This window comes from Parahaliea aestuarii (genome assembly GCF_008064635.1).
Classification (GTDB): domain Bacteria; phylum Pseudomonadota; class Gammaproteobacteria; order Pseudomonadales; family Halieaceae; genus Parahaliea; species Parahaliea aestuarii.
The window spans coordinates 65,275-88,126 of the sequence record NZ_VRYZ01000003.1; the positions used below are offsets into that span (position 1 = coordinate 65,275).

Consider the following 22,852-nt stretch of genomic DNA (forward strand, 5'->3'; position numbering starts at 1 on the left):
ATGAGTACCGTCGTCCTGGCCAGCGGCAATGCCGGCAAGCTGAAGGAACTGGATCGCATCCTGGCGCCGCTGGGCCTCAAGCTGCGCTCGCAGGCCGAGTTCGAGGTGCCCGAAGTGCCCGAGGACGGCCTCACCTTCGTCGAGAACGCCCTGATCAAGGCCCGCGCCGCCGCCCGCCACACCGGCTTTGCCGCCATCGCCGACGACTCCGGGCTGGAGGTGGACGCACTGCGCGGCGCCCCGGGCATCTACTCCGCCCGCTACGCCGCCGGGGAGGCGCATCAGTGGGGCGAAGGTGACGCCGGCAACAACCGCAAACTGCTGGCGGCGCTGGAAGGCCTGCCCCGGCGTGAGCGCCGGGCGCGCTTCCAGTGCGTGCTGGTGTACCTGCGTTACGCCGAAGACCCGACCCCCATCATCTGCCAGGGCAGCTGGGAAGGCCTTGTACTCGAGGCCCCCCGCGGCGAACAGGGCTTTGGTTACGACCCCCTGTTTTATGTACCGGACCAGGATTGCAGCGCCGCGGAACTGCCGCGCGAAGTAAAAAACCGCATCAGTCACCGCGGGCAGGCCTGCGCGCTGCTGTCTGCGGCGCTGGCCCGGCGCGGTGACAGCAAATAGCGCAATTAACATGGTCCTGCCTGCGCAGGAATGATCCGCGGACCTGACCGCCTGCCCCGTCCTCCCCAGCTCATCCGCCGCCGGTCGGGACAACGCCGCCCATACAGGGACAAGCCATGCTCTCACTGCCCCCGCTCAGTCTCTACATCCACCTGCCCTGGTGCGAGCGCAAGTGCCCCTACTGCGACTTCAACTCCCACGAGGCCCGTGACATTCCGGAGCAGGCTTACGTAGAGGCCCTGCTGCTGGACCTGGAGGGGGAAATACCACGATTGCAGGGCCGCGAGATCCAGACTCTGTTCATCGGCGGAGGTACACCGAGCCTGTTCAGCGCAACGGCCATCGGGCAACTGATGGCGGGCATCGCCGCGCGCGTACCGCTGGCCCGCGACCTCGAAGCCACCATGGAGGCCAACCCCGGCAGCGCCGAGGCGGAGAAGTTCGCCGGCTTTCGCGCCGCCGGCATCAATCGCCTGTCGCTGGGCATCCAGTCTTTCCAGGATGAGCAGCTGCAGACGCTGGGCCGCGTGCACAACAGCGACCAGGCGCGCCGGGCCCTGGCCATGGTGCGCGACGCCGGTTTCGACAACTTCAATATCGACCTGATGCACGGCCTTCCGGGGCAGAGCGTGGAGCGCGGCCTTGCCGACCTGGCAGGCGCCCTCGAATTCGACCCGCCTCACCTGTCCTGGTACCAGCTCACCATCGAACCCAACACCGTGTTCCACAAACGTCCGCCGGTACTGCCGGTGGAAGACACGCTGGCGGATATCCAGGATGCCGGGGAGGCCCTGCTACAGGGCAATGGCCTGCGCGCCTATGAAGTGTCGGCCTGGTCGAAGCCCGGCAGCGAGTGCCGCCACAACCTGAACTACTGGTCTTTCGGCGATTACCTGGCGATTGGCGCCGGCGCCCACGGCAAGGCGACACACCGCGACGGGCGCATCGAGCGCTACGCCAAGCGGCGTCAGCCAGCGGACTACCTGGCCAGCGAGCGCGGCGGCTTTGGCGCCAGCCAGCGCTGGCTGGAACCCGAAGAGCTACCCGGGGAGTACATGCTGAATACCCTGCGCCTGGCCGGCGGGGCGCCACTGGCGAACTTCAGCCGCTACACCGGCCTGCCACCAGACGCCGTGCAGGACACCATCGACCGCCTGCGCGAGCGCGGCCTGCTGCAAGTCAGCGGCAGCCACCTGCACTGTACCGCCACCGGCTGGCGCTACCTCGACAGCGTGGTGGCGGAGTTTTTCCCCGGCTGAGCTTCAGTCGAGCAGCAGCGGCCGCCACCAGTCCTCGTTGGCGAGGTACCAGTCCAGGGTAAGCTCAATGCCGGTCTCGAAGGTTTCCACCGGCACATAACCGAGTTCGCCGTTGATTTTGGAAGCGTCGATGGCGTAGCGCCAGTCGTGGCCAGCGCGGTCTTCGACAAAGGTAATCAGGCTGCGGGACTCGCCCTTGAGGGCCGGGGAATCGGGGAAGCGCTTGCACAGTTCGGCGTTGCCGGCAAAGCGGCGATCCAGCCGGTCGCACAGCAGCTGCACGATGTCGAGGTTGTTCCACTCGTTGTTGCCGCCGATGTTGTAGGTCTCGCCGACGCTGCCTTTTTGCAGCACCAGCTCGATACCGCGGCAGTGATCCTGCACATAGAGCCAGTCGCGAATATTGCTGCCGTCGCCGTACACTGGCAGCGGCCGGCCGCGCAGGATATTGGTCAGGCAGAGGGGAATCAGCTTTTCCGGGAAGTGGAAGGGGCCGTAGTTATTGGAGCAGTTGCTGGTGCTGACCTGCAGTCCGTAGGTGTGGTGCCAGGCCCGCACCAGGTGGTCCGAGGCGGCCTTGCTCGCGGAGTAGGGCGAATTGGGTTCGTACTTCTGCTCTTCATGGAAGGCCGGCGCATCGGGAGCCAGCGATCCGTAGACCTCGTCGGTGGAAACGTGGTGAAAACGGTGGTCGCTGCCGTCCCCGGCGAGCCACACCGAGCGCGCCGCTTCCAGCAGGCTGTGGGTGCCGATCACGTTGGTCTGGATAAATTCGCCCGGCCCGGTGATGGACCTGTCCACGTGGCTCTCCGCCGCGAAGTGCACCAGGGTATCCACACGGTGATCGCGCAGGGTCTTTTCCACCAGCGACTGGTCACAGATGTCGCCCTGCACGAAGTGGAAATTGTCCCGCGCTTCGAGGCTCGCCAGGTTGGCGCGATTGCCAGCGTAAGTCAGGGCATCGAAGGCCACCACGGTATCGTCGGGATGGGCGGCAACCCAGTGGTGGGCGAAGTTGGCGCCGATAAAGCCGGCGGCGCCGGTGACCAGCAGGGACTTGGCCATAGTGCTATTCCTTGTTGAATTCGGGTTCTGCGGCGAGGCCGTCCAGCATGTGGCGCAGTTGCACGCGCCAGTGGGTGCCGCTCGTTTCCAGGTCGCGCCAGCTCCCGGACTTGTCCAGCACGCTGTAAGCCGGGCGCTGCGCCGGGGTGGGATAGTCGGCTGCGGGAATCGGTGCGACCTCGACGGCACGCGGCAACAGCCCCCGGGCCAGGCCCTCTTCGGCGATGGCCACGGCAAAGTCGTACCAGCTGCACACACCGGCATCGCTCCAGTGATAGACACCGCCGAGGGCGGGCCGTTCGGCGAAGGCCCAGAGTGCCCGAGCCAGACCGGCGGCCCAGGTGGGCGTACCGACCTGGTCGGCAACCACGCCGAGGCGCTCGCGCTCGCCCATCAGGCGCAGCATGGTTTTCACGAAGTTGCCGCCGAAGCGGGAGTAGACCCATCCGGTGCGCAGGATCAGGGCCTCCGGCAGTGCCGCCTGCACCGCCTGCTCACCCGCCAGCTTGCTGGCACCGTAGACTCCCAGCGGCGCCGTCGCGTCACCCGGGCGGTAGGGCCGGCTGACGCTGCCATCAAAGACGAAATCGGTGGATACATGAAACAGACGGGCGCCGGTCTCACTGCAGGCACGGGCGAGATTGGCCGGGCCATCGGCGTTGATGGCGAAGGCCTGGTCGCGCTCGCTCTCGGCGCGATCGACTGCGGTGTAGGCGGCGGCATTAATCACCAGATCAGGCTTGAGCCCTGCAACGCGCCGCAGTACCGCCTCGCCATCCACAATATCCAGGGCATCGCGCCCCAGGGTCAGCACTTCCACCTGCGGTGCGGTGGCGGCGAGCTCACTGCCGAGCTGACCGCCGGCGCCTGTCACCAATACTCTCTTCACTTGCTTTCCCATGGCTAACTTGAAGGGGCGCGCAAAACAGGGACACTTCGCACACCCCGTTGTATAGCGATTGGCGCCGGCCATCGGTAGACTAGCGGCAAAACAGAGTTTAATCCGTGCCTGCCAACACCAAGCCCGCTCCCACCTCACAGCGCATTGACATCGACCTGCGGCTGGTTGCCATCGCCAGCCTGCTACTGTCACTGTGGCTGATCTATCTGGACCCGCTGATCAACCGCGACGGCGTACTCTACCTGCGCGCGGCGCAAGCCTACCTCAGCGAGGGTCTGGCCGCCAGTCGCGAACTGTTCGGGCGGCCGGTGCTGTCCATCCTGATCGCCGAATTGCACCGCCTCAGCGGCCTGCCACTGGCCACCCTGGGGCAGGCCCTCACCACCCTGTGCTATATCGGACTCAGTGTCGGCATGGTCGCCACCGTGGCCACCCTCGGCGGCGACCGCCGGGTGCAACTGTTCGCCGCCATTCTGATTCTGTCCTACCCGGTGCTCAACGACTATCGCAGCTCGATCATGCGCGACCCGGCCTACTGGGCGTGCATGATCTGGGCCCTGCGCGGCCTGCTGCGCTACGCCCACCAGCCTTCCGCAGGCCGCCAGTGGGCCTGGTACGGGTGGATGCTGCTGGCCATCCTGTTCCGCTTTGAAGGGCTGTTTTTCCTGGTGCTGGCGCCCCTGGCCCTGCTACTGCCGGGCGTCGTCGCCCGCAAAAGCGACGCGCTGCGACTGCTGCTGCCGCCGCTGCTCGCCGTGGCCGTCGGGCTCGCCGCCGTTGTCATTCACCAGGGCACCCAGCCCGACGGCGGCCAGCTGTTCCCGATCATCAGCCACTACGTCGAGCAGGTTGTCGGCCTGCCCGACCGCTTCCACCAGCTGGCGTCTGACACCGCCGCCGCCCTGCTGGTATTCTCGGCGCGAGAAGATGCCGGCTGGGTTGCAGTGACCGGGCTGCTTACCATCCTGATGCTCAATGTGTTCCGCGCCATCAGCTGGCCCTGGCTGGCCGTGCTTGTGTGGGGCTACCTGCGTCGCGGCTGGGAGCGCATCGCGCCGCGGGACCAGCGCCTGCTCAACGCCAATATCTGCATAGCCCTGCTCTACCTGGCCCTGTTCACCTTCGGCAAACACTTCATGCTGGAGCGCTACGCCAGCATTGTTGCCCTGCTCTGCATGCCCTATCTCGCCTTTACCCTGAGCGGTCTGTGGCAGCGGGCCGGCGGACGCGCAGGTAAAGTGATAGCGGCGCTGCTGTTGATCGGCACCGTGGGTGACGTGCTGCACAACGGCGACTACAAGAAGGCCTTCATCGCCGACGCCGCGCGCTGGCTGCGGGAGCAGACGCCCGCCAACGCCAGCCTGGCCGCCAACGATATGTATATCGCCTGGTCCAGTCAGCGTTCCTATGACTGGAGCCAGTACAGCGCCCACGACTACGGCGTGAATGACCTCTTCCAGCGCCCGGACCTCTGGCAGGGCCGCGACTATCTCGCCATGGAGGTCAAGCGCGCCGAGTTGCCGCAATGGCAGCGCTTCCTCGAGCAGGAACAGCTACAGGAAGTGCAGGTCTTTGGCAGCAGCGGACGCCGCAGCATTCATATTGTGAACCTGCGCGGCGCAGCGACTCAGAAACCGTAGCCGAACAGCTCGATGTCGGCGGCGAACGCCTCGGCGACAATGGCCTGGCTCTCGGCGCTGTAGTATTCCCGGTAACCGCCGCGCTCCGAGGGTTTGGCGTGACCCAGGCTGGCCTGCGTGCCGATGCGCTGGCAGATACTGTCGAAGTCCTGCTGCAGGTTTTCAAAACGCCCGACAAAGGTCACCAGCATCTCGCCGTTTTCGTCCACCAGCCAGTCGCGCTGGGCCATAAACATGCGCGGCTGGTCGTAGTAGCGCGGGTCGCGCTCCAGGTAACAGCGCTGCAGCCATTCGGCAAAGGGGATGGTGTGCTCGCCGAGGCCGGTCTGGTTGGTTTTCACCCGGTAGTGGTAGTGGCTGACCACCTTGTCCCAGGGGTTGCGCACTACGCTAAAGACAAACTTCTTCGCCCAGGCTTCGGCGCCCAGCTGGCGGTACTTTTCCAGCGCCGTGCTGTGGTCGAGGCCGGCGCCCAGTGCTTTTTCGATGCTACTGCCGCCGGTCTTGTTGATATGGATGAACACCCATGGCCGCAGGTGGCGTTCCCTCAGGGTGCGGTGCCAGTACCTGAATCGCGCCGCGCTGTCGCTGGCAATGCCCATGTGGTCTCCGGGAGAGGTGGTGTGCACTAAAGACGGGACGCATCCCGGCGCGTAGAATAACACGCCAATTGCAGCGGGAGCGCCGTCATTACCGATACCGGAAACCAGACCCCCGACTACCACGCTACCGCGCTGCGGCTGGCGGGTGACGAGGTGCCCGAGGGCTGGCAGGTGGTGGCCAGTTCCCCCTTCGCGCGGGTGGCGAGGGAGGCTAGCCTCGGTGTGTTCTACAAGGAATTTCTGCCGCGCAGCCCGCTGGAGCGCATCAAGGGCCTGTTGCGCGGCAGTCGCGCCACCCGCGCCCGCCGGCAGTCGGACAGCCTCAATCACGCCGGCTTTACCGCCCCGGAAAACCTGGCCTGGGGGCAGCTGCCCGGCGGTCGCGAATACCTGTTCACTCGCGCCGTGCCGGGCGAAGGCATCACCCACTGGCTGCGCCACGGCCTCACCGGCCGCGACCCAGCCTCGCTGCTTCTGCGGCGCAACCTGCTGCGGGAACTGGGCACTTATATCGGCCGCCTTCACGCCACCGGTTTCATTCACGGTGACCTGCGCCCGAGCAACGTACTGGCCAATTACAAGGGCGGCCAGTTTCGCTTTGCCCTGATCGACAACGAGCGCAACCTGCGTCGCCAGCCCGCCCCCGGCAAGCTGGTGCTGAAAAACCTGATGCAACTGAACATGCTGCTGCCGGACGACCTGACCCGCACTGATCGCTGGCGCTTCTTCCAGGCCTGGCGCCGTCAGCACCCGGAACTGGGTCATCTCGAGGCGCGCATTCTGGCGCTGGAGTCCTACCAGTGGGCCATGCGGCGGCTGCGCGCCAAAGGCAAGGTATGAAGCGCCTGCACATTGTCGGTTGCCCGCGCAGTGGCACCACCCTGCTGATGGAACTGCTCTGCAACTGCTTCGCCAGCGACGGTTTCTGCGCTCACGAAAGCAGTATCTTCGCAGCGCCCACGGTACCCGATGCCGGGCTGTACTTCAGCAAGCAGCCCAACGATATCAAGCAGCTGCGCCACATTTTTTTCCGCGACGAAAACCTTTACATCATCTACCTGGGGCGCGACCCGCGGGCGGTGATCAGCAGCAAACACCGGGAGAATCCCGGGCAGTACTTCTGCAACTACCGCGTATGGGCCGAGTGCGACAGCGCCGCCCGGCGCTACGAGGGTCACCCGCGCTTCCTGCGCCTGCGCTACGAAGATCTGGTCGCTGACCCCGACCGGGTGCAGGCAGAGATCGCCGGCCACTTTCCCTTTCTCGAACAGCGCCACCCCTTCAGCGAATACCATCTGCACGCCGCGCCCTCGGCCGACGCCAGGCGCGCCATGAACGGCCTGCGCGCCGTCAATCCCGACAGCCTGCAGAAGTGGCGGCAACACCTGCCGCGGATCAAGGAGCAGTACCAGCGCCACCCCGAGTTGGCTGATGACCTGCAACGCCTGGGCTACGAAACGAATCGGCAGTGGCTACAGGCACTGGAATCAGTAGAAGCCCAGACTTACCCCTGTCGCTACCCGGAACGGCGGGAGCTGCTGAAAGACTGGGAGCGCAATCTGCGGGTGTGGTGGAAGTCGCACCGCTACCTGGCAGGGCGAACGGGCAGCTGACACACGGCTAAGCGCGATTACTGTGACTTGCGGGGCCAGTGATCTACAGCCGCTCTCGAAGCCAGGTCTCCAGTTCTCCCAGCACCTGCAGGCGCTCCGGTTCATTAAAAATTTCGTGGTAGAGCTGTGGATAGAGGCGCAGGGTCTTGTCGCTGGAGCCGGCACCCTCATGGAAGGCTACCGATCCGCTCGGCGCGGTCATCACGTCGCCCTCGCCGTGCATGACCAGCAGCGGCAGGTTGATCTCGCCGCGCCGCGCCTCCACTTCGCCCATAGCGCGGAACAGTTCGCTGACCAGGCGGGCACTGGCCTTGCCGCTGTGCACCAGGGGGTCGGCGATATAGCGTTGCACAACCTCCGGATCACGGGACACCTGGGTCGCGTCGAGCTGCAGCAGGCCCAGCCTGGGGAACAACTTCGACAGCAGGGCGTTGATCCACAACAGCGGCGCCGCGGGCTGCGGATCCACCGCAAGCGCGGCCCCAGACAGTGCCGCGGCATAAAAATCCCGCTGGTGGTCGAGCAGGTAGCGGGCGCCGATCAGTCCGCCCATGCTGTGACCCACCAGCGCACAGGGCAGGTCGGGATACCAGCGGCGAAGGAGATTGCGCAGTTCTTCCAGGGGCGGGAAAAAGTCCTCGAAGCGATCGATGTAGGCCCGGTGTCCCGGCGACTGGCCGTGCCCCGGGTGGTCCGGGGCGACAACAGCGTAACCGCGCGTACAGAAATAGTCGGCAAAGCCCTGGTAGCGACCGCTGTGTTCGCCCAGCCCGTGCACCAGCAGAATAACCGCGCAAGGATCGCCGACAGCGCGCCAGTGGCGGTAGAACACCTCGCCCGCCAGCCGGCCTTCTTCGGCGTTAACCTGTGCTTCAGATTCGCTATCGGCATCCATCGGGCTTATCTCCCCAGTAACTCGTGGCCGCGGCGGCCGTATTTGTGGGCGTGGCGCTTGCGCAGGGTTACCAGCGGCGCAATAACAGCGCGGGTGACATCGGCCCAGTTGCGGCCGGTTTCCTGGCAGTAGGTTTCGAGAAAGACATCGTAGTACTCCACCGGCAGGGAGAGTTCCTCGGCGTTGAGGGTAAAGCGGGCGAGATCCACCGCCAGGTGTTTACTGGCCTGGCTGGCCCGGCTCACACCGTCCAGATCCACCAGTACACAGTGATCACCTTCCAGCACCAGGTTGGCCCACTTGCAGTCGCCGTGGGCGTAGCCCGCCCGGTGCAGCGCGGCGACACTCTGGGCGCAGCGCTGCATGATGGAGAACCAGTCCAGGGCGTGCCCCGGGTCCCCGGTCCACAGGGTCTTGAGATCGGCGCCATCCAGCGCTGCCGTCGCCAGCAGAGCGCCCTCTTCAAGCCACAGGCAGCACAGGGGCTCCGGCACCCGCACCCCGGCCTCGCGCAGACGCCGCGCGGCATCGAAACCGCGCACTGCGCGACTGATACTGAAACGAAACAGCAGACCCTGCCAGCGGGACTTGCTGGCGAATAATTTCAGGTAGCACTCGCGCCCGTCGATACCCGCCAGCACCACCATGCTGCGGTTCTCCTGCTTCAGCAGACGTCCGCGATCACCCAGCCAGCGACGCAGATTGTCGGTACTCGCGAGTTCACTGCACAGGGCCTCGTGCAGCGGCCCTTCGCGCAGGACCTGCACGTTCACTGCCGCTGCTCCCAGGGTCCGCCCGGCGGCGCCACGCCGTGATCCTTGCGGTACAGCGCGAGGGCGCCTTTTTCCACGCTGCGCCAGAAGAAACGCCGGGGCGCAACCGCCTGCCGCAAACCACCCGGCTGGTAATGGCGCAGGAAGCGCAGCAGGTCGCGCTGTGTCAGGCCGGTATCCATAGCTGAAAAATACAAGCCGGCGAGGTCTTTGACCAGCCAGCGCTGCGGCACTTTGTCGCGCAACTGGGCCCGGTGCAGATCAATCAGGTAACAGCGCGGGCTGCTCCGATGCAGGGTGGCGGGATCGAGATGGAAATGACAGAGGTAGAAATCGCGGTGATTGACGCCCGCTTCATGCATGCGCCGGGCGCTGTCGGCCACCTTGCGAATCAGCTTCTGGCGCAGGGCGAAGGGCGGCGGCGATGCGCGCCAGTCGCGGCAGTAATCTTCCAGGCTGACAGTGCCGGTCAACTCATCGGTGACGATCAGCGAACGCTGCCGGGCCGGGTTCAGACCGGCGCGGGCATAGGCTGCCACCGTCATGGTATCCACCCCCAGCGCACGCAGCAGATTGACCGCGCGGTATTCGTTGCCGGCGCCCAGGATCGGCAGGCGCAACTGGCTCAGGTTCTTGAAAATTTCCCCCCAGCCGATGCCGCCGTGGTACTTGAGAAAGTAGGCGCGCCCGTTGCGCAGCAGGCGCACTGTGCGGCGCCCTTCACGGGCGCGATAGACATCCTCCGCGGGAACTTCAGCAGCCACCCGCCGGCCCCAGTCCAGCAGATCCTCTTCGCCGATCTCACGCGCGAGATCGTCCCGCAGCCACTGCTCAGCCACCGCTGTCTCCCGTCTTTGCCGGCAGCAGTTGTTCAATCAGTTCGGCGCCCGTGCGATGCATGGAGTAAAGGTCTTCCCGCCCTGCGTAGTCCAGTGCCGCAGCCCGGCAGCGCTGGTTTTCTTCCGCGGCCAGCACCTCCTCGAGGGCCCGCTCCAGCGCGCCCTGCACAAAGGGTGACGGCAACACCCGGCCCGCGTTCGCCGCGGCAATATGATGAGCGTAGCCGCAGACATCGGTAACCACCACTGGCAGCCCCGCCACCAGCGCTTCCAGCAGCACGATGCCGGCCGCCTCATCCAGCGCCGGGTGCACCAGGGCATCGGCCGCCAGCAGCAGGTCCGGCACATCGTCGCGACCGCCGAGGAAGTGCACCTGACCGCCCACACCGAGCTTCGCCACCTGGCGCCGAAAGCCGGCCTCCTTGTCCTGGCCGACGATGTAAAGCTGCGCCGGCAGGCCCCGCCGGCGCAGGGCGTCCAGGGCGCGAATGGCGCGCCCCAGGCCCTTCTTGATAAAACCGGAACCGACAAAGAGCAGCATCTGTTCGCCCTCGGCGAGACCCAGCTCAGCCCTTTTGGCCCTGCGCCGCTGCGCCGCGTCCGGCCCGGCCCGCCGGTCCGCCGAAATGCCCGGCGGCAACATGTGCAGGCGCGCTTCCGGGGTGTGGTAGTGGCGCAGGAACTTGGCTTTTTCGGTGTCCGAGATGAGCAGGATCTCGGTGGCCGCATCGGCCGCAAACACGGCGCGCTCGTAAGCGGCAAAATGGCGGAAGCGTGGCGTCAGCCGATACAGCCAGCCGCGCTCGTTCAGGGCTTTGTCGAGGTAGCAGGAATCGGCGGCATAGTAGACATCCAGCCCCGGCATCTTGTTGAAGCCGACCACGCCGTCCACGGGATCCCGGGCGAGATCCGCCTGCACCCAGTGGAGATAGCGCTCATTGCGGTGGTAGTTGGACAATCCCTTTGCCGGCACCTGGCGTGCATCCACCCCCGACAGCGGCTCACCCTGCCAGCGGATAAAGTACACGCGGATGGTGTGACCCCGCTGCTGGCATTCCTCGACAAAGCGGCGGAAGTCGCGCTGCATGCCACCGTAGGGAAAATACTTGTAGAGCAGGAAGGCGAGGCGCATTTCAGCCCTCCGGCAATAAAGGCAACAGGGATTGCCACACCATCGCCGGTGTAATCGAGGCCATCATCGCCACCGGGTCGGCACTCTGTCCGGGGCCGACCGGCGACTGGATGTGTACCTGATTGTGGCCGTAGGCGCCGATCAGGCTGGTGCGGGTGGGTCCGTAGAGGGAGACTGAGGGCACGTCGAGAGCGGCACTGAGATGGCCGAGGCCGGTATCCACCGCCACCGCGCCGTCCACCTCCAGCAGCATACCCGCCAGCCCCAGCAGATCCAGCCGCGGCAGCAGGCGGGCGTTGGGGGACTGTTCGGCAATGCGCTGGGCCCGGGATTTTTCCTTTTCACTGCCCCAGGGCAGATTGACCTGGTAGTCCGCATTCGCCGCCAGTGCGGCGAGTTCAATCCAGTGCGCCTCGGGCCAGAGTTTTTCATCCCGCGCGGTGCCGTGGAAAAAGAGCAGGCTGCGCTGCGACCGGTGGGCGCCGGCCACCAGGTGCTGGCGCACCCCGTAGTCGCCCTTCGTCTCCGGCAACGCATAGTTGAGGGCGGCGGCGAACAGGCGCCGGGTGCGCTCCACCGCGTGCAACTCCCGCGGCACCGGGATACGGTGGTGATAGACCTTCGCCGCCAGGCGCTCGCGGGCGCTGTCGCGGTCATAGCCAAAGCGCGGCGCCTTCACCAGGCGGGTAATAAAGGCGCTCTTCATCAGGCCCTGGGCGTCGATCACTGCGGCGTAATGATGGCGCGCCAGTTCGCTGCGGAAACGCCGCCACTCAGCGCCGCCGAAGGATTGCAGCGGCGTCTTGCGCCAGCGGCGCAGGGCCACTGGAATCACCCGGTCCACCGCCGGGTGCCAGGCGGGAATCTCGGCAAAGCCCTCCTCCACCACCCAGTCGAACTGAATGCCGGGAATGGCACGAGCGGCGTCGGTGAGCGCCGGCAGCGTGTGGATCACGTCTCCCAGGGAGGACATCTTGACGATCAGGACGCGCAAGCGGGGCTCTCCAGCAGGCTATCGAGACGGGCGCCCACGGTATGCGGCAGTTGATCGCGCATGCAGCGATGGTGCCCCAGCGGACACTCGCGCTGAAAACAGGGCGCACACGCGATATCGCTCACCACCGTGGCCGAGCGCGACGACAGGGGCGGCGTAAAGCCCGGAGAGGTCGCACCGTAGATGGCCAGGGTGGGCCGGTTCAGGGCCGCGGCGATATGCATCAGGCCGGAGTCGTTGCTGACCACGGCAGTGGACAGGGACAGCAGATCCACCGCTTCGCCGAGACTGGTCTGCCCGGCCAGGTCGAAGCAGTCGGCGGACGCGCCCGCGGCGCTGCGGATGGCCGCCGTCACCGGCCGGTCATTGCCGGAGCCGTAGAGACAGACCTGCCAGCCGCGCTCCAGGTAGCGGCGGGCAAGCTCGCCGTAGTGCGCTTCCGGCCAGCGCTTGGCAGAACCGAATTCCGCGCCGGGGCACAGGGCGAGGATGGGGCGCCCGGTGTCCAGTCCAAAGCGCGCCGCAGCGGCGGCGGCGCCTTCGGCATTGGCCACCAGTGCGGGGGGCGGAATGTCCGCCGGCAGAGCGCTGCCTTCATCCAGCCCCAGGGCGACAAAGCGCTGCACCATCAGCGGCAGTTCGCGCTCTTTCAGCAGGCGGATGTCGTTGAGCAGGCCAAAGCGCATCTCGCCGCGCCAGCCGGTGCGCAGGGGAATGCCGGCAAACATCGGCAGCAGCGCCGACTTCAGCGAATTGGGCAACAGAATGGCCTGGTCGTAATGCCGCCCTGCCAGTTGCCGGCCCAGGTGCCAGCGCTTGCCGAGGCCCAGTTCACCGTGGGCCAGCGGCAGGGTCAGGCTGGCGCGCACCTCGGGCATGCGCGCGAGAATGGCCTCGCTCCAGGCCGGGGCGAGCACATCGATGGCGCAACCGGGGCGCGTGTCCTGCAACACGCGATAGAGGGACTGGGACATCACCATGTCGCCGACCCAGGAGGGGCCGACGATGAGAATCTGTTGCGCGGAGGCTGTCATGCCGGGGGCAGACGCTGGAGGGTGGCTGGCGCCCTCAGGCGACCGGGCTTAGCCACTCGCGATTCTGGCTGCGATTGCCGCGCACCGAGTCGAAGTACATGGTCTGCAACTGCTCGGTGATAGGGCCGCGGGAACCGCTGCCGATGGCGCGGCCGTCCAGCATGCGGATCGGCACTACCTCGGCGGCGGTACCGGTGAAGAAGGCCTCGTCCGCCACGTAGACCTCGTCGCGGGTGATGCGCTTCTCGCGAATCTCGTAACCCAGTTCCTTCGCCAGGGCGAACACCGTGTTGCGGGTGATGCCATCCAGGCAGGAGGTGAGATCCGGGGTGTAGATCTGGTTGTCGCGGATGATGAACACGTTCTCGCCGCTGCCCTCGGCCACGTAGCCCTCGTTGTCCAGCAACAGGGCCTCCTCGGCGCCGCTGTCCAGGGCTTCCTTCAGGGCCAGCATGGAGTTGATGTAGTTGCCGTTGGCCTTGGCCTTGCACATGGTGATGTTCACGTGGTGGCGGGTGTAGGAGGAGGTGCGCACCTTGATGCCGCGGTCGCGGGCCTCCGGGTCCATGTAGGAGGGCCACTCCCAGGCGGCCACCATGACGTGGGTCTGGAGGTTGTCGGCGCGCAGGCCCATGCCCTCGGAGCCGAAGAAGCACATCGGGCGCAGATAGGCTTCCTCGAGGTTGTTTTCGCGCACGACCCTGCGCTGGGCCTCGTTCAGGGTATCCTTGTCGAAGGGCATGGCCATGCCCAGGATATGGGCCGAATTGAACAGGCGGTTGGTGTGTTCATGCAGGCGGAAAATACAGGTGCCGTCGTCCGGTGTTTTGTAGGCGCGCACGCCTTCGAACACGCCGAGGCCGTAGTGCAGTGTGTGGGTGAGCACGTGCACTTTCGCCTCGCGCCAGGGGATCATTTCCCCGTCCAGCCAGATCAGTCCGTCGCGATCCGCGAATGTCATTGCCCTACTCCTGTCAGTTAGCCTGGTCGCCGTTGCCCGGCGCCTCATCCTCATACGATGCAAACAAATGCCGCCACTTGGCGGTGACGGCATCGCGGTGTTTGCCATAGTCCCCGGCCGGTACGACATCCGGTTGCTGTTGCAAGGCAAGTTGGTGGGCAGCGGAACGGTAGGCCAGATAAGCCAGGGTGAGTGACTCGCACTCCTGCTGCTCGAATAAGCCTTCGCGGCCCAGGGTCTCGAGGATGCGGATATTGTCGGACCAGTGTGCCAGCGCCGGCACCCGGTGGGACCACGCCAAGACCGCATATTGCACCATAAATTCAATATCGACGATACCACCGACACCCTGTTTTAGGTGAAATTCCCCATTTGCCGCGGCGTCTGCCGGCAGCAGGTGCTCGCGCATGCGACGGCGCATTCTCACCACCTCCCGCGCCAGTTCGCCCTCCTCCCGCGACTGTCGCAGGATACCCTCGCGGACATCGTAGACGGTTCGCCCCACCCTCTCGTCACCAGCCACCAGCCGCGCCCGCACCAGGGCCTGGTGTTCCCAGGTCCAGGCGGTGTCCTGCTGGTAGCTGGCAAAACCGCGGGTGGAGGCCACCAGCATGCCGGAATCCCCCGAGGGGCGCAGGCGCATATCCACCTCGTAGAGCTGGCCCAGGGCCATGCGGGTTTCCAGAATGTGGATCATGCGCTGGCCGAGACGGGTGTAGAACACCGTGTTGTCGATACTGCGGGGGCCGGCGGTACTCCCTTTGGCCTCGGCGTCAAAGACGAAGACCAGGTCGAGATCGGAGGAGTAGCTGAGCTCGATGCCGCCGAGCTTGCCGTAGCCAAACACCGCAAAGCCGTAGCCCTCCGTCTCTCGCGCCGGCTCGCCGTACTTCGCCGTGAGGTCGTACCAGGCCACTGCCAACACCTGTTCGAGAATGACTTCCGCCAGCCAGGTGAGCTTGTCCGAGACCTTCATCAGGCTCAGGCGCCCGGTCAACTCGCTGGCCGCCACGCGCAGCACATGCGCGGCCTTGAAATAGCGCAGGACGTCCATCTGCGCCTCCAGATCGTCGATCGGCAGGCGCGCCACCTGCTGGCGCAGCTCGTCCTGCAGCAGGGCCTTGTCCGGCGCCGTATAGAGGCTGGCGCGGTCCAGCAGCTCGTCCAGCAGCACCGGGTGCTCCGCCATCAGGCTGGCAATCCAGGGGCTGGCGGCGCACAACTGCACCAGTTCATCCAGCGCCGCGGGGTTTTCCAGCAACAGGGCGAGATAGGCGCTGCGGCGCAGCACCGCGGTCACCAGCGGCAAGACCCGGGACAGGGCGAGATCCGGGTCGCTGGATTCGGCACAGGCCCGCAGCAGTTGCGGCATGAAAGCCTCCAGGCGTTCACGGCCCTGGCTCTGCAGGGACAGCACGCGCTTGCTACCCTGCAGTTCCAGCAGGGGAGCGACGCTGGCCTCGGCGTCGCGGTAGCCCAGCGCTGTCAGGCTGACGGCCGACAGATCCTCGCCCCACAGGGCCAGATCATCCGCGATCTCGTCTTCTTTTTCCTCCGGCTCTGCAATCAGGTCGCGGAAGTGGGCCGCCACCCGCTGCCGGTGAGCCTGCAGGCGAGCGAGGTAGCTGTCCCAGTCACCACAGCCCAGCAAGCGTGCCGTGGCGGCCTGCTGCTCCGGTTCTGTCGGCAGGGCCTGACTCTGCTGGTCGCGATAGCCCTGGATGGCGTGCTCGCTGTCGCGCAGGAACAGGTAGGCCTCGCGCAGTTCCGCTACCGCCGCTTCGGGCAGGCAGCCCAGCTCGGCGCACTCTGCCAGCACCGCTAACAGCTCCCGCTGCTGCAGGCCGAGATCGCGGCCACCGCGTATGAGCTGGAAGCACTGGGCGATGAACTCCACCTCGCGAATACCGCCGTGACCGAGCTTCACATCGTTGTCCAGGCCGCGCCGGCGCACCTCGGAGGAGATCATCTGCTTCATGCTGCGCAGGCTGTCGATGACCCCGAAATCCACATACTTGCGGTAAATGAAGGGCCGCAGCATCTGCTCCAGTTCGGCCACATCGCCGGCGCGCCCGGTGAGCGCGCGGGCCTTGATCAGTGCGTAGCGCTCCCAGTCCCGGCCCTGCTCCTGGTAGTAGTCCTCCAGGGCGTTGAAGTTGTGTACCAGGGCGCCGCTGTCGCCGTAGGGACGCAGGCGCATATCCACCCGGAACACGAAGCCGTCGGCGGTGGTGGCATCGAGAGCGTTGATCAGGGCCTGGCCCAGCTTGGTAAAGAACTGCTCGTTGCTGATGACCTTGTCGCCATCGGTTTCGCCGGCTTCGGGGAAGGCGAAAATCAGATCGATGTCCGAGGAGACATTGAGTTCCCGCGCCCCCAGCTTGCCCATCGCCAGCACCAACAGCTCCTGGGGCTCGCCACTGTGGCGCCCCCGCGGCAGGCCAAAGCGGGCTTCCAGCCCGGCCCGGCTGTGGGCCAGCGCACAGCGAATACTGGCCTCGGCCAGCAGGGAGGTGTCCCGCGTGGTCTCCAGGGTTGGCGCCAGACGGCAGAAGTCGCGCCAGATAATGCGCAGCATGTGGCGGCTGCGGAACTGTCGCAGCACCGGCAGCAACTGCGCCTGTTCCACGGCAAGTGCGTCCTGCAACTGGCGTTCGGTCTCACCCTCGTCGAGACTGCGTAGCAGCTGGCCGGACGCCAGCAGATGCAGCATCGGCTCCGGGTCGCGCTGCAACAGGTCCGCCACGAAGGGGCTGCAGGCCAGCATGTGGTCGAGATGCCCGGGGTGGGGGTAGTCAGCCCAGGCACTGTGCCAGCGGGCGCGTTGCTCCGCGCTCCAGCGCTCGTCGATGCGACCGCGCAGTGTCGCCGCGCGCTGTGCCAGTACAGGGGGGAGGGGATCGGACAGAAATTCGCTCACAACAACTCCAACACTGGAAACCCGTCAGGCGTCGAGAACCGGCGCCACGCGCATCACTTCCTCGATGGTGGTCTCGCCGCGGGCCACCCGGGCGGCGCCGCTCAAGCGCAGGGTCTGCATGCCCTCGCCCATGGCGGTGCGCCGCACCTCGGCCGCCTCCATGTGCGGGTTGATCAGTGCCTGTACCGCGGGACTGTTCACCAGCACCTCGTAAATGCCCTGGCGGCCCACGTAGCCGGTATCGCGGCAGGCCGGGCAGCCCACCGGCCGCGCCACCTGCTCGGGCATGGCCAGATCGTAGGGCTCCACCAGCTGCTGCCAGGCATCGGGGTCGGTGGGCGCCAGCTGTTTGCAGTCCGGGCACAGGATGCGCACCAGGCGCTGGGACATAATGCCGCGCACCGTGGCCTTGATCAGGTAGGCCGGCACTCCCAGCTCCAGCAGGCGCGAGATGGAGTTGGGCGAGTCGTTGGTGTGCAGGGTGGACAACACCAGGTGGCCGGTCAGCGCCGCCTGCACTGCCATGCTGGCGGTTTCCAGGTCGCGGATCTCCCCCACCATGATGATGTCCGGGTCCTGTCGCATCAGGGCCCGCACGCCGGAGGAAAAGTTCAGGCCAATGCCGTGGTTGACCTGCATCTGGTTGAAGGCGCCTTCGACCATCTCGATGGGATCTTCAATGGTGCAGACATTGACCTCGGAAGTGGCCAGCTGGCGCAGGGTGGAATAGAGGGTGGTGGTCTTGCCCGAGCCGGTGGGGCCGGTGACCAGCACAATGCCGTTGCCGTAGCTGGTCATATCCTTCCAGTGTTGCAGGTCCTGGTCGGCGAGACCCAGTTGCTCGAAGGATTTCTGCAGTACATCGGGGTCGAAAATCCGCATCACCAGCTTTTCGCCGAAGGCGGTGGGCAGGGTGGCCAGGCGCAGCTCCACCTCGTTGCCCTCCGGGGTGCGGGTCTTCAGGCGGCCGTCCTGGGGGCGGCGCTTCTCTGCCACGTCCATGCGCCCGAGAATCTTGATACGGCTGGTGACCGCCGCCGACACCTGCTGCGGCAGTTCGTATACGCTGTACAGCACGCCGTCGATGCGAAAGCGCACATTGCCCACCTTGCGCCGGGGCTCGATATGGATATCCGAGGCGCGCTGCTCGAAGGCGTACTGCAGCAGCCAGTCGACGATGCTCACCACATGCTGGTCGTTGGCATCCACTTCCTTCATGGAGCCGAGATCGAGCATCTGCTCCAGGTTGGTGATGCCGGCCGCGCTCTCCGGCGCACTGCGGCCGTGGGCGCCGCGCACCGAGCCGGCCATGGTGTAAAACTCGGCGGTGTGGCGGGCGATGTCGCGCGGATCGGCCAGCACCCGACGAATCGGTTTGCGCAGTACGTGTTCGAGGTTTTTTTCCCAGCCGCGGATATAGGGCTCGGCGCTGGCGATCAGCACCTCCTCCGGATTGACCTCTACCGCCAGGATGCGGTGGCGCTGGGCGAAAGCCCTGGACATCACCTCCGCCACCGCGCTTACGTTGATTTTCAGGGGATCGATGCGGTACACACTTTGGTCGGTGCGCGCTGCCAGCCAGTGCAGCAGGTTGTCCATCTCCAGCTGGCGGCCCGGACGGGCCATATCATCCAGCTTCTGTTCGGCGATAAACACCAGCGGGTGAACCCCGCGCACGCTGGCCGTACCCAGGCGCGCCAGCTCGGCGCTGCTGAGGCGGCCATCGCGGTGCAATTCCTTTATTACCCAGGGCAGGGAGAGGGGCGCTTCGTTCAATTGCTCGCTCATCGGGGCTGACATGGATCACCGTTGACTGGCTGCGGTCGCTGGCCAGCATGCTACCACAGCGACGGCCCGCCACAGGGGCACCGGGGCCTGTGACATCGGTGGCATGAGGCCCTATACTGCGCGCGAATCTCCAGGGAGCAAAACCATGCCGGGATCCAACCCCATCGGCAGCCTGTTCGGCAGGTCGCCCATTGGCCCCATCCAGGAGCACATGCAGGCCGCCAACGAGGCCGCACAGCTCCTGCCGCTGTTCTTTGAAGCCAGCGCCCAGGGCAACTGGCCCACCGCGGAGGCCACGTTCAAGGAAATCTCCGACGCCGAGCGCGCCGCCGACAAGCTCAAGCGCTCGGTGCGCCGCCACCTGCCCAAGAGCCTGTTCCTCCCGGTACCGCGCACCGACCTGCTGGAACTGGTGACCATCCAGGACCATGTCGCCAATATCGCCAAGGACACCGCCGGCCTGATGCTGGGCCGCCAGATGCAGTTCCCGGAGAGCCTGCAACTGCCCCTGGCCGAGCTGGTCGCCACCTGCGGCGACACCGTCAGCCAGGCTCTGGTGGCAATTCGCGAGCTGGACCAGCTGCTGGAAGTGGGCTTCAGTGGCCGCGAAGTCAAGCGCGTGGAGGGCCTGATCAAGGAACTCGACAAGCTGGAAGGCCGCACCGACAAACAGTCCGAAGTCCTGCGCGGCAAGCTGTTCAAGATGGAGGCAGAACTGCCGCCGGTCGATGTAATGTTCTATTACAAAATCATTGAGCTGCTGGCAGCCATGGCCGACGCCGCAGAACGCGTCGGCCACCGCCTGCAGATCCTGATGGCAAAATAACAGAGCAAGTCCATGGAAATCATTGCGAACTACGGCAGTACGCTGCTGATCATTGCCTGCTGTGTCGGCTTCTTCATGGCCTGGGGTATTGGCGCCAACGACGTCGCCAATGCCATGGGCACGTCGGTCGGCTCCCGCGCCCTGACCATCACCCAGGCCATTTTCGTGGCCATGATCTTCGAATTCCTCGGCGCCTACCTGGCCGGTGGCGAGGTCACCGCCACCATCCGCAAGGGCATCATCGACCCGGAGTCGATGGCAGACCAGCCGGAGTTAATGGTGTTCGGCATGCTCTCGTCCCTGCTGGCGGCCGGCACCTGGCTGCTGATTGCCAGTATCAAGGGCTGGCCGGTATCCACCACCCACTCCATCGTGGGCGCCATCGTCGGCTTTGCCGCGGTGGGTATCTCGGTAGATGCCATCCACTGGGATAAAGTCGGCACCATCGCCGCCAGCTGGGTGATATCTCCGCTGGTGGCCGGCACCATTTCCTTCGGCCTGTTCATGAGCGTGAAAGCCCTCATCCTGGACACCGACGACCCCTTCCACCGCGCCAAACGCTACATCCCGGTTTATATGTGGATGGTGGGCTTCATGATCTCCATGGTCACGCTGCTCAAGGGCCTCAAGCACATCGGCGTCGAGGTCGACCTCGGCCTGGGCAGTAAATTCGCCAATGCCGTGCCGGTGTCCGCCGCTATCGGCCTGGTGGTTGCCGGCATCGGCGCCCTGCTGCTGCGGCGGGTCAAGGAGTTGCCAAATCAGCAAAACCGCTTCGCCAATGTGGAGCGGGTCTTCGCCATCCTGATGGTGTTCACGGCCTGCTCCATGGCCTTCGCCCACGGCTCCAACGATGTCGCCAACGCGGTAGGCCCGCTGGCGGCCATTGCCGCCACTATCGAGTCCGGCGGCCAGGTCGCGGCCAAGGCCGCCCTGCCCTGGTGGATTCTGCTGGTAGGCGCTTTCGGCATTGTGGTGGGCCTGGCGACCTACGGCTGGAAGGTGATCGCCACGATCGGCCGCAAGATTACCGAGCTGACCCCCAGCCGCGGTTTTGCGGCGGAGCTGGGCGCGGCCTCGACGGTGGTGGTGGCTTCGGCCACGGGCCTGCCGATTTCCACCACTCACACGCTGGTGGGGGCTGTGCTCGGTGTGGGCTTTGCGCGCGGTATTGCGGCGCTGAATCTGCGTACCATCGGGCAGATTTTCATGTCATGGATCATCACGCTGCCGGCCGGTGCGGGCCTGTCGATCATGTTCTTCTTTATGTTCCGCGGGATGTTTGTCTAGTCCCTGAGGTTCGCTCTGTTGCTGGCGGGTTTGGCGGGTCCAGCATTCTTTCGCAACAAAGCACCCATGGTGCGGTTTCCCCGCCGCGTTGACGGCGAGTAGGGGAGTTCTTTTACGGACTTGGAGGGCGGCGGCTGTGAGCGCGGTCTGCCCTTACAGCGTCACCAGCCCCCGCGAAGGGCACTACCGAACTTCAGAAGTATCAACGTGCCCAAAATTCTGTACACACAGAGGTCACAACGAAGCCGGCTGCAACTAGCGAGGAAAAAATCGCCCAAAGGAAGGCACAGCCGATCGTCCCGGAATGGAGTAAAAGAAGCTCCCCTGATCGCCGGCGACGCAGCGGCCCAAAGGGCCGCCCGGAATGGAGCAAAAGAACTCCGATGATCGCCGACGACACAGCAGACCCAAGGGCGCCCCCAACAGAGCCACCTTGACGCCAACCACACCCTCCCGCTACCGTGCCCAGACCCCACCTCGCGGCACCTTCCACCATGCCCACCACCGAACAGCACATCATCCGCCAGCTCCGCACCCTGGTCGGCACCCCCAGCGTCTCCTCCACCGACCCCGCCTGGGACCAGGGCAACCGCGCCGTCGTCGAGCAGCTCGCCGAGTGGCTCAGCGCCATGGGCTTCGCCACCGAAATCATTGACGTCAACGAAGATGGCAGCAAAGCCAACCTCGTGGCGACCCTCGGCAGCGGCCCCGGTGGCCTCGTGCTGGCCGGGCACACCGACACCGTGCCCTTCGACCAGGGGCGCTGGCAGAGCGACCCCCTGCGCCTGACCGAGCGCGACCAGCGCCTGTACGGGCTGGGCAGTACCGACATGAAGGGCTTCTTCCCGCTGGCCATGGCAGCCGCGCAGAGCTTCCTGCTCAAACCGTTGCGGGAGCCGCTGATCATTCTCGCCACCGCCGACGAGGAAAGCTCAATGGATGGCGCCCGGGCGCTGGCGGCGGCGGGCTGGCCGAAGGCGCGGGCGGCGATTATCGGCGAACCGACCGGGCTGGTGCCGGTGCGCATGCACAAGGGCATCATGATGGAGGCCATCCGCATCACCGGCCGCGCCGGCCACTCCTCCAACCCGGCGCTGGGCAACAGCGCCATGGATGCGATGCACGCGGTGATGGGGGAGTTGATGACCTTCCGCAGCGAGCTGGGGCAGCGCTTTTCCAATGCGGCCTTCGACGTGGCCTTCCCCACCCTCAACCTCGGCTGCATCCACGGCGGCGACAGCCCCAACCGCATCTGCGGGCAGAGCGAACTCCACATCGACCTGCGCATGACCCCGAGCGGTAGCTGGCAAGCGGTACGGGAGGAGCTGGACGGTCGCCTGCAGCAGATCGCCGCTGAGCGCGAAATCGCCATTGACCTGCAAGCGCTGGTAAAGCCGGTACCGCCCTTTGAGCAGAGTGCCGACAGCGAACTGGTGCGCGTGGCGGAGCGGCTCACCGGCCACAACGCCCAGGCGGTGGCCTTTGCCACTGAAGCGCCCTTCCTGCAACAGCTGGGAATGCAGACCATTGTCATGGGCCCCGGCTCCATCGACCGCGCCCACCAGCCCGACGAATACCTGGAACTGGAGCAGCTCAAACCCTGCATCGCCCTGCTGGAGCAGTGCATCGCGCACTACTGCCTGTAGCAGCGCCTGTGCGACCCGCTGTGTATTATTGCCATTAGGCGCAACCGCGCCCA

Annotated in this window: 20 protein-coding genes; 8 read left to right on the forward strand and 12 right to left on the reverse strand. The window is 65.7% G+C overall.

Annotated elements, in window-relative coordinates; genetic code table 11:
• The gene (rdgB, locus tag FVW59_RS07490) at positions 1–621 is read left to right on the forward strand and encodes an RdgB/HAM1 family non-canonical purine NTP pyrophosphatase (RefSeq protein ID WP_148063639.1); all 621 of its coding nucleotides are present in this window, start codon (positions 1–3) and stop codon (positions 619–621) included.
• A 116-nt stretch (positions 622–737) separates the two neighbouring features.
• Positions 738–1,880 carry a radical SAM family heme chaperone HemW gene (hemW, locus tag FVW59_RS07495; protein ID WP_148063640.1) on the forward strand — a complete coding sequence of 381 codons (1,143 nt, stop codon included), beginning with the start codon at positions 738–740 and terminating at the stop codon, positions 1,878–1,880.
• Positions 1,881–1,883: 3 nt separating this feature from the next.
• Here hemW and rfbB read toward each other — a convergent pair whose 3' ends face one another.
• Both rfbB and rfbD read right to left on the reverse strand, forming a co-directional pair.
• Positions 1,884–2,945, reverse strand: coding sequence for a dTDP-glucose 4,6-dehydratase (gene rfbB, locus FVW59_RS07500; protein WP_148063641.1), 1,062 nt, complete (start codon positions 2,943–2,945; stop codon positions 1,884–1,886).
• A gap of 4 nt (positions 2,946–2,949) precedes the next feature.
• A complete protein-coding gene (gene rfbD / locus FVW59_RS07505; protein ID WP_148063642.1) occupies positions 2,950–3,846 on the reverse strand; it encodes a dTDP-4-dehydrorhamnose reductase in 897 nt (298 codons plus the stop codon).
• A gap of 104 nt (positions 3,847–3,950) precedes the next feature.
• Here rfbD and FVW59_RS07510 point away from each other — a divergent pair, with 104 nt between their 5' ends.
• Positions 3,951–5,486 (forward strand): hypothetical protein, encoded by a 1,536-nt coding sequence (locus tag FVW59_RS07510; protein ID WP_148063643.1) that lies wholly within the window; start codon positions 3,951–3,953, stop codon positions 5,484–5,486.
• On the opposite strand, the gene FVW59_RS07515 is transcribed toward FVW59_RS07510, so the two are convergent.
• Positions 5,474–6,088 (reverse strand): sulfotransferase family 2 domain-containing protein, encoded by a 615-nt coding sequence (locus FVW59_RS07515; protein ID WP_222711449.1) that lies wholly within the window; start codon positions 6,086–6,088, stop codon positions 5,474–5,476. The two genes, FVW59_RS07510 and FVW59_RS07515, sit on opposite strands and share 13 nt — an antisense overlap.
• Before the next feature lie 153 nt (positions 6,089–6,241).
• Here FVW59_RS07515 and FVW59_RS07520 point away from each other — a divergent pair, with 153 nt between their 5' ends.
• On the forward strand, positions 6,242–6,928 hold the full coding sequence (locus FVW59_RS07520; protein WP_187275811.1) for a lipopolysaccharide kinase InaA family protein: 687 nt from the start codon (positions 6,242–6,244) through the stop codon (positions 6,926–6,928).
• A complete protein-coding gene (locus FVW59_RS07525) occupies positions 6,925–7,701 on the forward strand; it encodes a sulfotransferase (protein WP_148063645.1) in 777 nt (258 codons plus the stop codon). The genes FVW59_RS07520 and FVW59_RS07525 overlap by 4 nt, the downstream gene beginning before the upstream one ends.
• A gap of 43 nt (positions 7,702–7,744) precedes the next feature.
• Here FVW59_RS07525 and FVW59_RS07530 read toward each other — a convergent pair whose 3' ends face one another.
• The 9 genes from FVW59_RS07530 to tfpB are packed head-to-tail and all read right to left on the reverse strand — an operon-like array spanning position 7,745 to position 19,049.
• A complete protein-coding gene (locus FVW59_RS07530) occupies positions 7,745–8,596 on the reverse strand; it encodes an alpha/beta hydrolase (RefSeq protein ID WP_148063646.1) in 852 nt (283 codons plus the stop codon).
• Positions 8,597–8,601: 5 nt separating this feature from the next.
• Positions 8,602–9,369, reverse strand: a complete 768-nt coding sequence (locus FVW59_RS07535) for a lipopolysaccharide kinase InaA family protein (RefSeq protein ID WP_148063647.1) — start codon at positions 9,367–9,369, stop codon at positions 8,602–8,604.
• Entirely contained in the window at positions 9,366–10,208 is an 843-nt protein-coding gene (rfaP, locus tag FVW59_RS07540; protein ID WP_222711450.1) for a lipopolysaccharide core heptose(I) kinase RfaP, read from the reverse strand. The genes FVW59_RS07535 and rfaP overlap by 4 nt, the downstream gene beginning before the upstream one ends.
• Positions 10,201–11,340 carry a glycosyltransferase family 4 protein gene (locus FVW59_RS07545; RefSeq protein WP_148063648.1) on the reverse strand — a complete coding sequence of 380 codons (1,140 nt, stop codon included), beginning with the start codon at positions 11,338–11,340 and terminating at the stop codon, positions 10,201–10,203. The genes rfaP and FVW59_RS07545 overlap by 8 nt, the downstream gene beginning before the upstream one ends.
• Position 11,341: 1 nt before the next feature.
• Entirely contained in the window at positions 11,342–12,334 is a 993-nt protein-coding gene (gene waaC, locus FVW59_RS07550; RefSeq protein ID WP_148063649.1) for a lipopolysaccharide heptosyltransferase I, read from the reverse strand.
• The gene (waaF, locus tag FVW59_RS07555) at positions 12,322–13,368 is read right to left on the reverse strand and encodes a lipopolysaccharide heptosyltransferase II (RefSeq protein WP_148063650.1); all 1,047 of its coding nucleotides are present in this window, start codon (positions 13,366–13,368) and stop codon (positions 12,322–12,324) included. Before waaF ends, waaC begins: the two co-directional genes overlap by 13 nt.
• Before the next feature lie 34 nt (positions 13,369–13,402).
• Positions 13,403–14,329 carry a branched-chain amino acid transaminase gene (locus FVW59_RS07560; protein ID WP_148063651.1) on the reverse strand — a complete coding sequence of 309 codons (927 nt, stop codon included), beginning with the start codon at positions 14,327–14,329 and terminating at the stop codon, positions 13,403–13,405.
• Between the two features lie 13 nt (positions 14,330–14,342).
• Positions 14,343–17,249 carry a bifunctional [glutamate--ammonia ligase]-adenylyl-L-tyrosine phosphorylase/[glutamate--ammonia-ligase] adenylyltransferase gene (glnE, locus tag FVW59_RS07565; protein WP_246139668.1) on the reverse strand — a complete coding sequence of 969 codons (2,907 nt, stop codon included), beginning with the start codon at positions 17,247–17,249 and terminating at the stop codon, positions 14,343–14,345.
• A gap of 24 nt (positions 17,250–17,273) precedes the next feature.
• A complete protein-coding gene (tfpB, locus tag FVW59_RS07570; RefSeq protein ID WP_148063652.1) occupies positions 17,274–19,049 on the reverse strand; it encodes a type IV pilus assembly ATPase TfpB in 1,776 nt (591 codons plus the stop codon).
• 133 nt (positions 19,050–19,182) lie between these two features.
• Between tfpB and FVW59_RS07575 the strand changes: the two genes are divergently transcribed.
• The 3 genes from FVW59_RS07575 to argE all read left to right on the forward strand — a co-directional run bounded on the left by FVW59_RS07575 (position 19,183) and on the right by argE (position 22,799).
• Positions 19,183–19,863: a TIGR00153 family protein gene (locus FVW59_RS07575; protein WP_148063653.1), complete on the forward strand. Its 681-nt coding sequence runs from the start codon at positions 19,183–19,185 to the stop codon at positions 19,861–19,863.
• Between the two features lie 12 nt (positions 19,864–19,875).
• Complete coding sequence (locus FVW59_RS07580) at positions 19,876–21,153, forward strand: inorganic phosphate transporter (protein ID WP_148063654.1); 1,278 nt, start codon at positions 19,876–19,878, stop codon at positions 21,151–21,153.
• A 494-nt stretch (positions 21,154–21,647) separates the two neighbouring features.
• A complete protein-coding gene (gene argE, locus FVW59_RS07585) occupies positions 21,648–22,799 on the forward strand; it encodes an acetylornithine deacetylase (RefSeq protein ID WP_148063655.1) in 1,152 nt (383 codons plus the stop codon).
• Positions 22,800–22,852: the final 53 nt, after the last annotated feature.

Excerpts from the sequence above, each read along its gene's own strand:
- waaF (WP_148063650.1), bottom strand. The coding sequence starts at position 13,368 with ATGACAGCCTCCGCGCAACAGATTCTCATCGTCGGCCCCTCCTGGGTC.
- argE (WP_148063655.1), top strand. The coding sequence starts at position 21,648 with ATGCCCACCACCGAACAGCACATCATCCGCCAGCTCCGCACCCTGGTC.
- FVW59_RS07515 (WP_222711449.1), bottom strand. The coding sequence starts at position 6,088 with ATGGGCATTGCCAGCGACAGCGCGGCGCGATTCAGGTACTGGCACCGC.
- FVW59_RS07545 (WP_148063648.1), bottom strand. The coding sequence starts at position 11,340 with ATGCGCCTCGCCTTCCTGCTCTACAAGTATTTTCCCTACGGTGGCATG.
- FVW59_RS07575 (WP_148063653.1), top strand. The coding sequence starts at position 19,183 with ATGCCGGGATCCAACCCCATCGGCAGCCTGTTCGGCAGGTCGCCCATT.
- FVW59_RS07530 (WP_148063646.1), bottom strand. The coding sequence starts at position 8,596 with ATGGATGCCGATAGCGAATCTGAAGCACAGGTTAACGCCGAAGAAGGC.
- FVW59_RS07580 (WP_148063654.1), top strand. The coding sequence starts at position 19,876 with ATGGAAATCATTGCGAACTACGGCAGTACGCTGCTGATCATTGCCTGC.
- tfpB (WP_148063652.1), bottom strand. The coding sequence starts at position 19,049 with ATGTCAGCCCCGATGAGCGAGCAATTGAACGAAGCGCCCCTCTCCCTG.
- FVW59_RS07525 (WP_148063645.1), top strand. The coding sequence starts at position 6,925 with ATGAAGCGCCTGCACATTGTCGGTTGCCCGCGCAGTGGCACCACCCTG.
- rfbB (WP_148063641.1), bottom strand. The coding sequence starts at position 2,945 with ATGGCCAAGTCCCTGCTGGTCACCGGCGCCGCCGGCTTTATCGGCGCC.
- hemW (WP_148063640.1), top strand. The coding sequence starts at position 738 with ATGCTCTCACTGCCCCCGCTCAGTCTCTACATCCACCTGCCCTGGTGC.
- rfbD (WP_148063642.1), bottom strand. The coding sequence starts at position 3,846 with ATGGGAAAGCAAGTGAAGAGAGTATTGGTGACAGGCGCCGGCGGTCAG.
- FVW59_RS07560 (WP_148063651.1), bottom strand. The coding sequence starts at position 14,329 with ATGACATTCGCGGATCGCGACGGACTGATCTGGCTGGACGGGGAAATG.
- rdgB (WP_148063639.1), top strand. The coding sequence starts at position 1 with ATGAGTACCGTCGTCCTGGCCAGCGGCAATGCCGGCAAGCTGAAGGAA.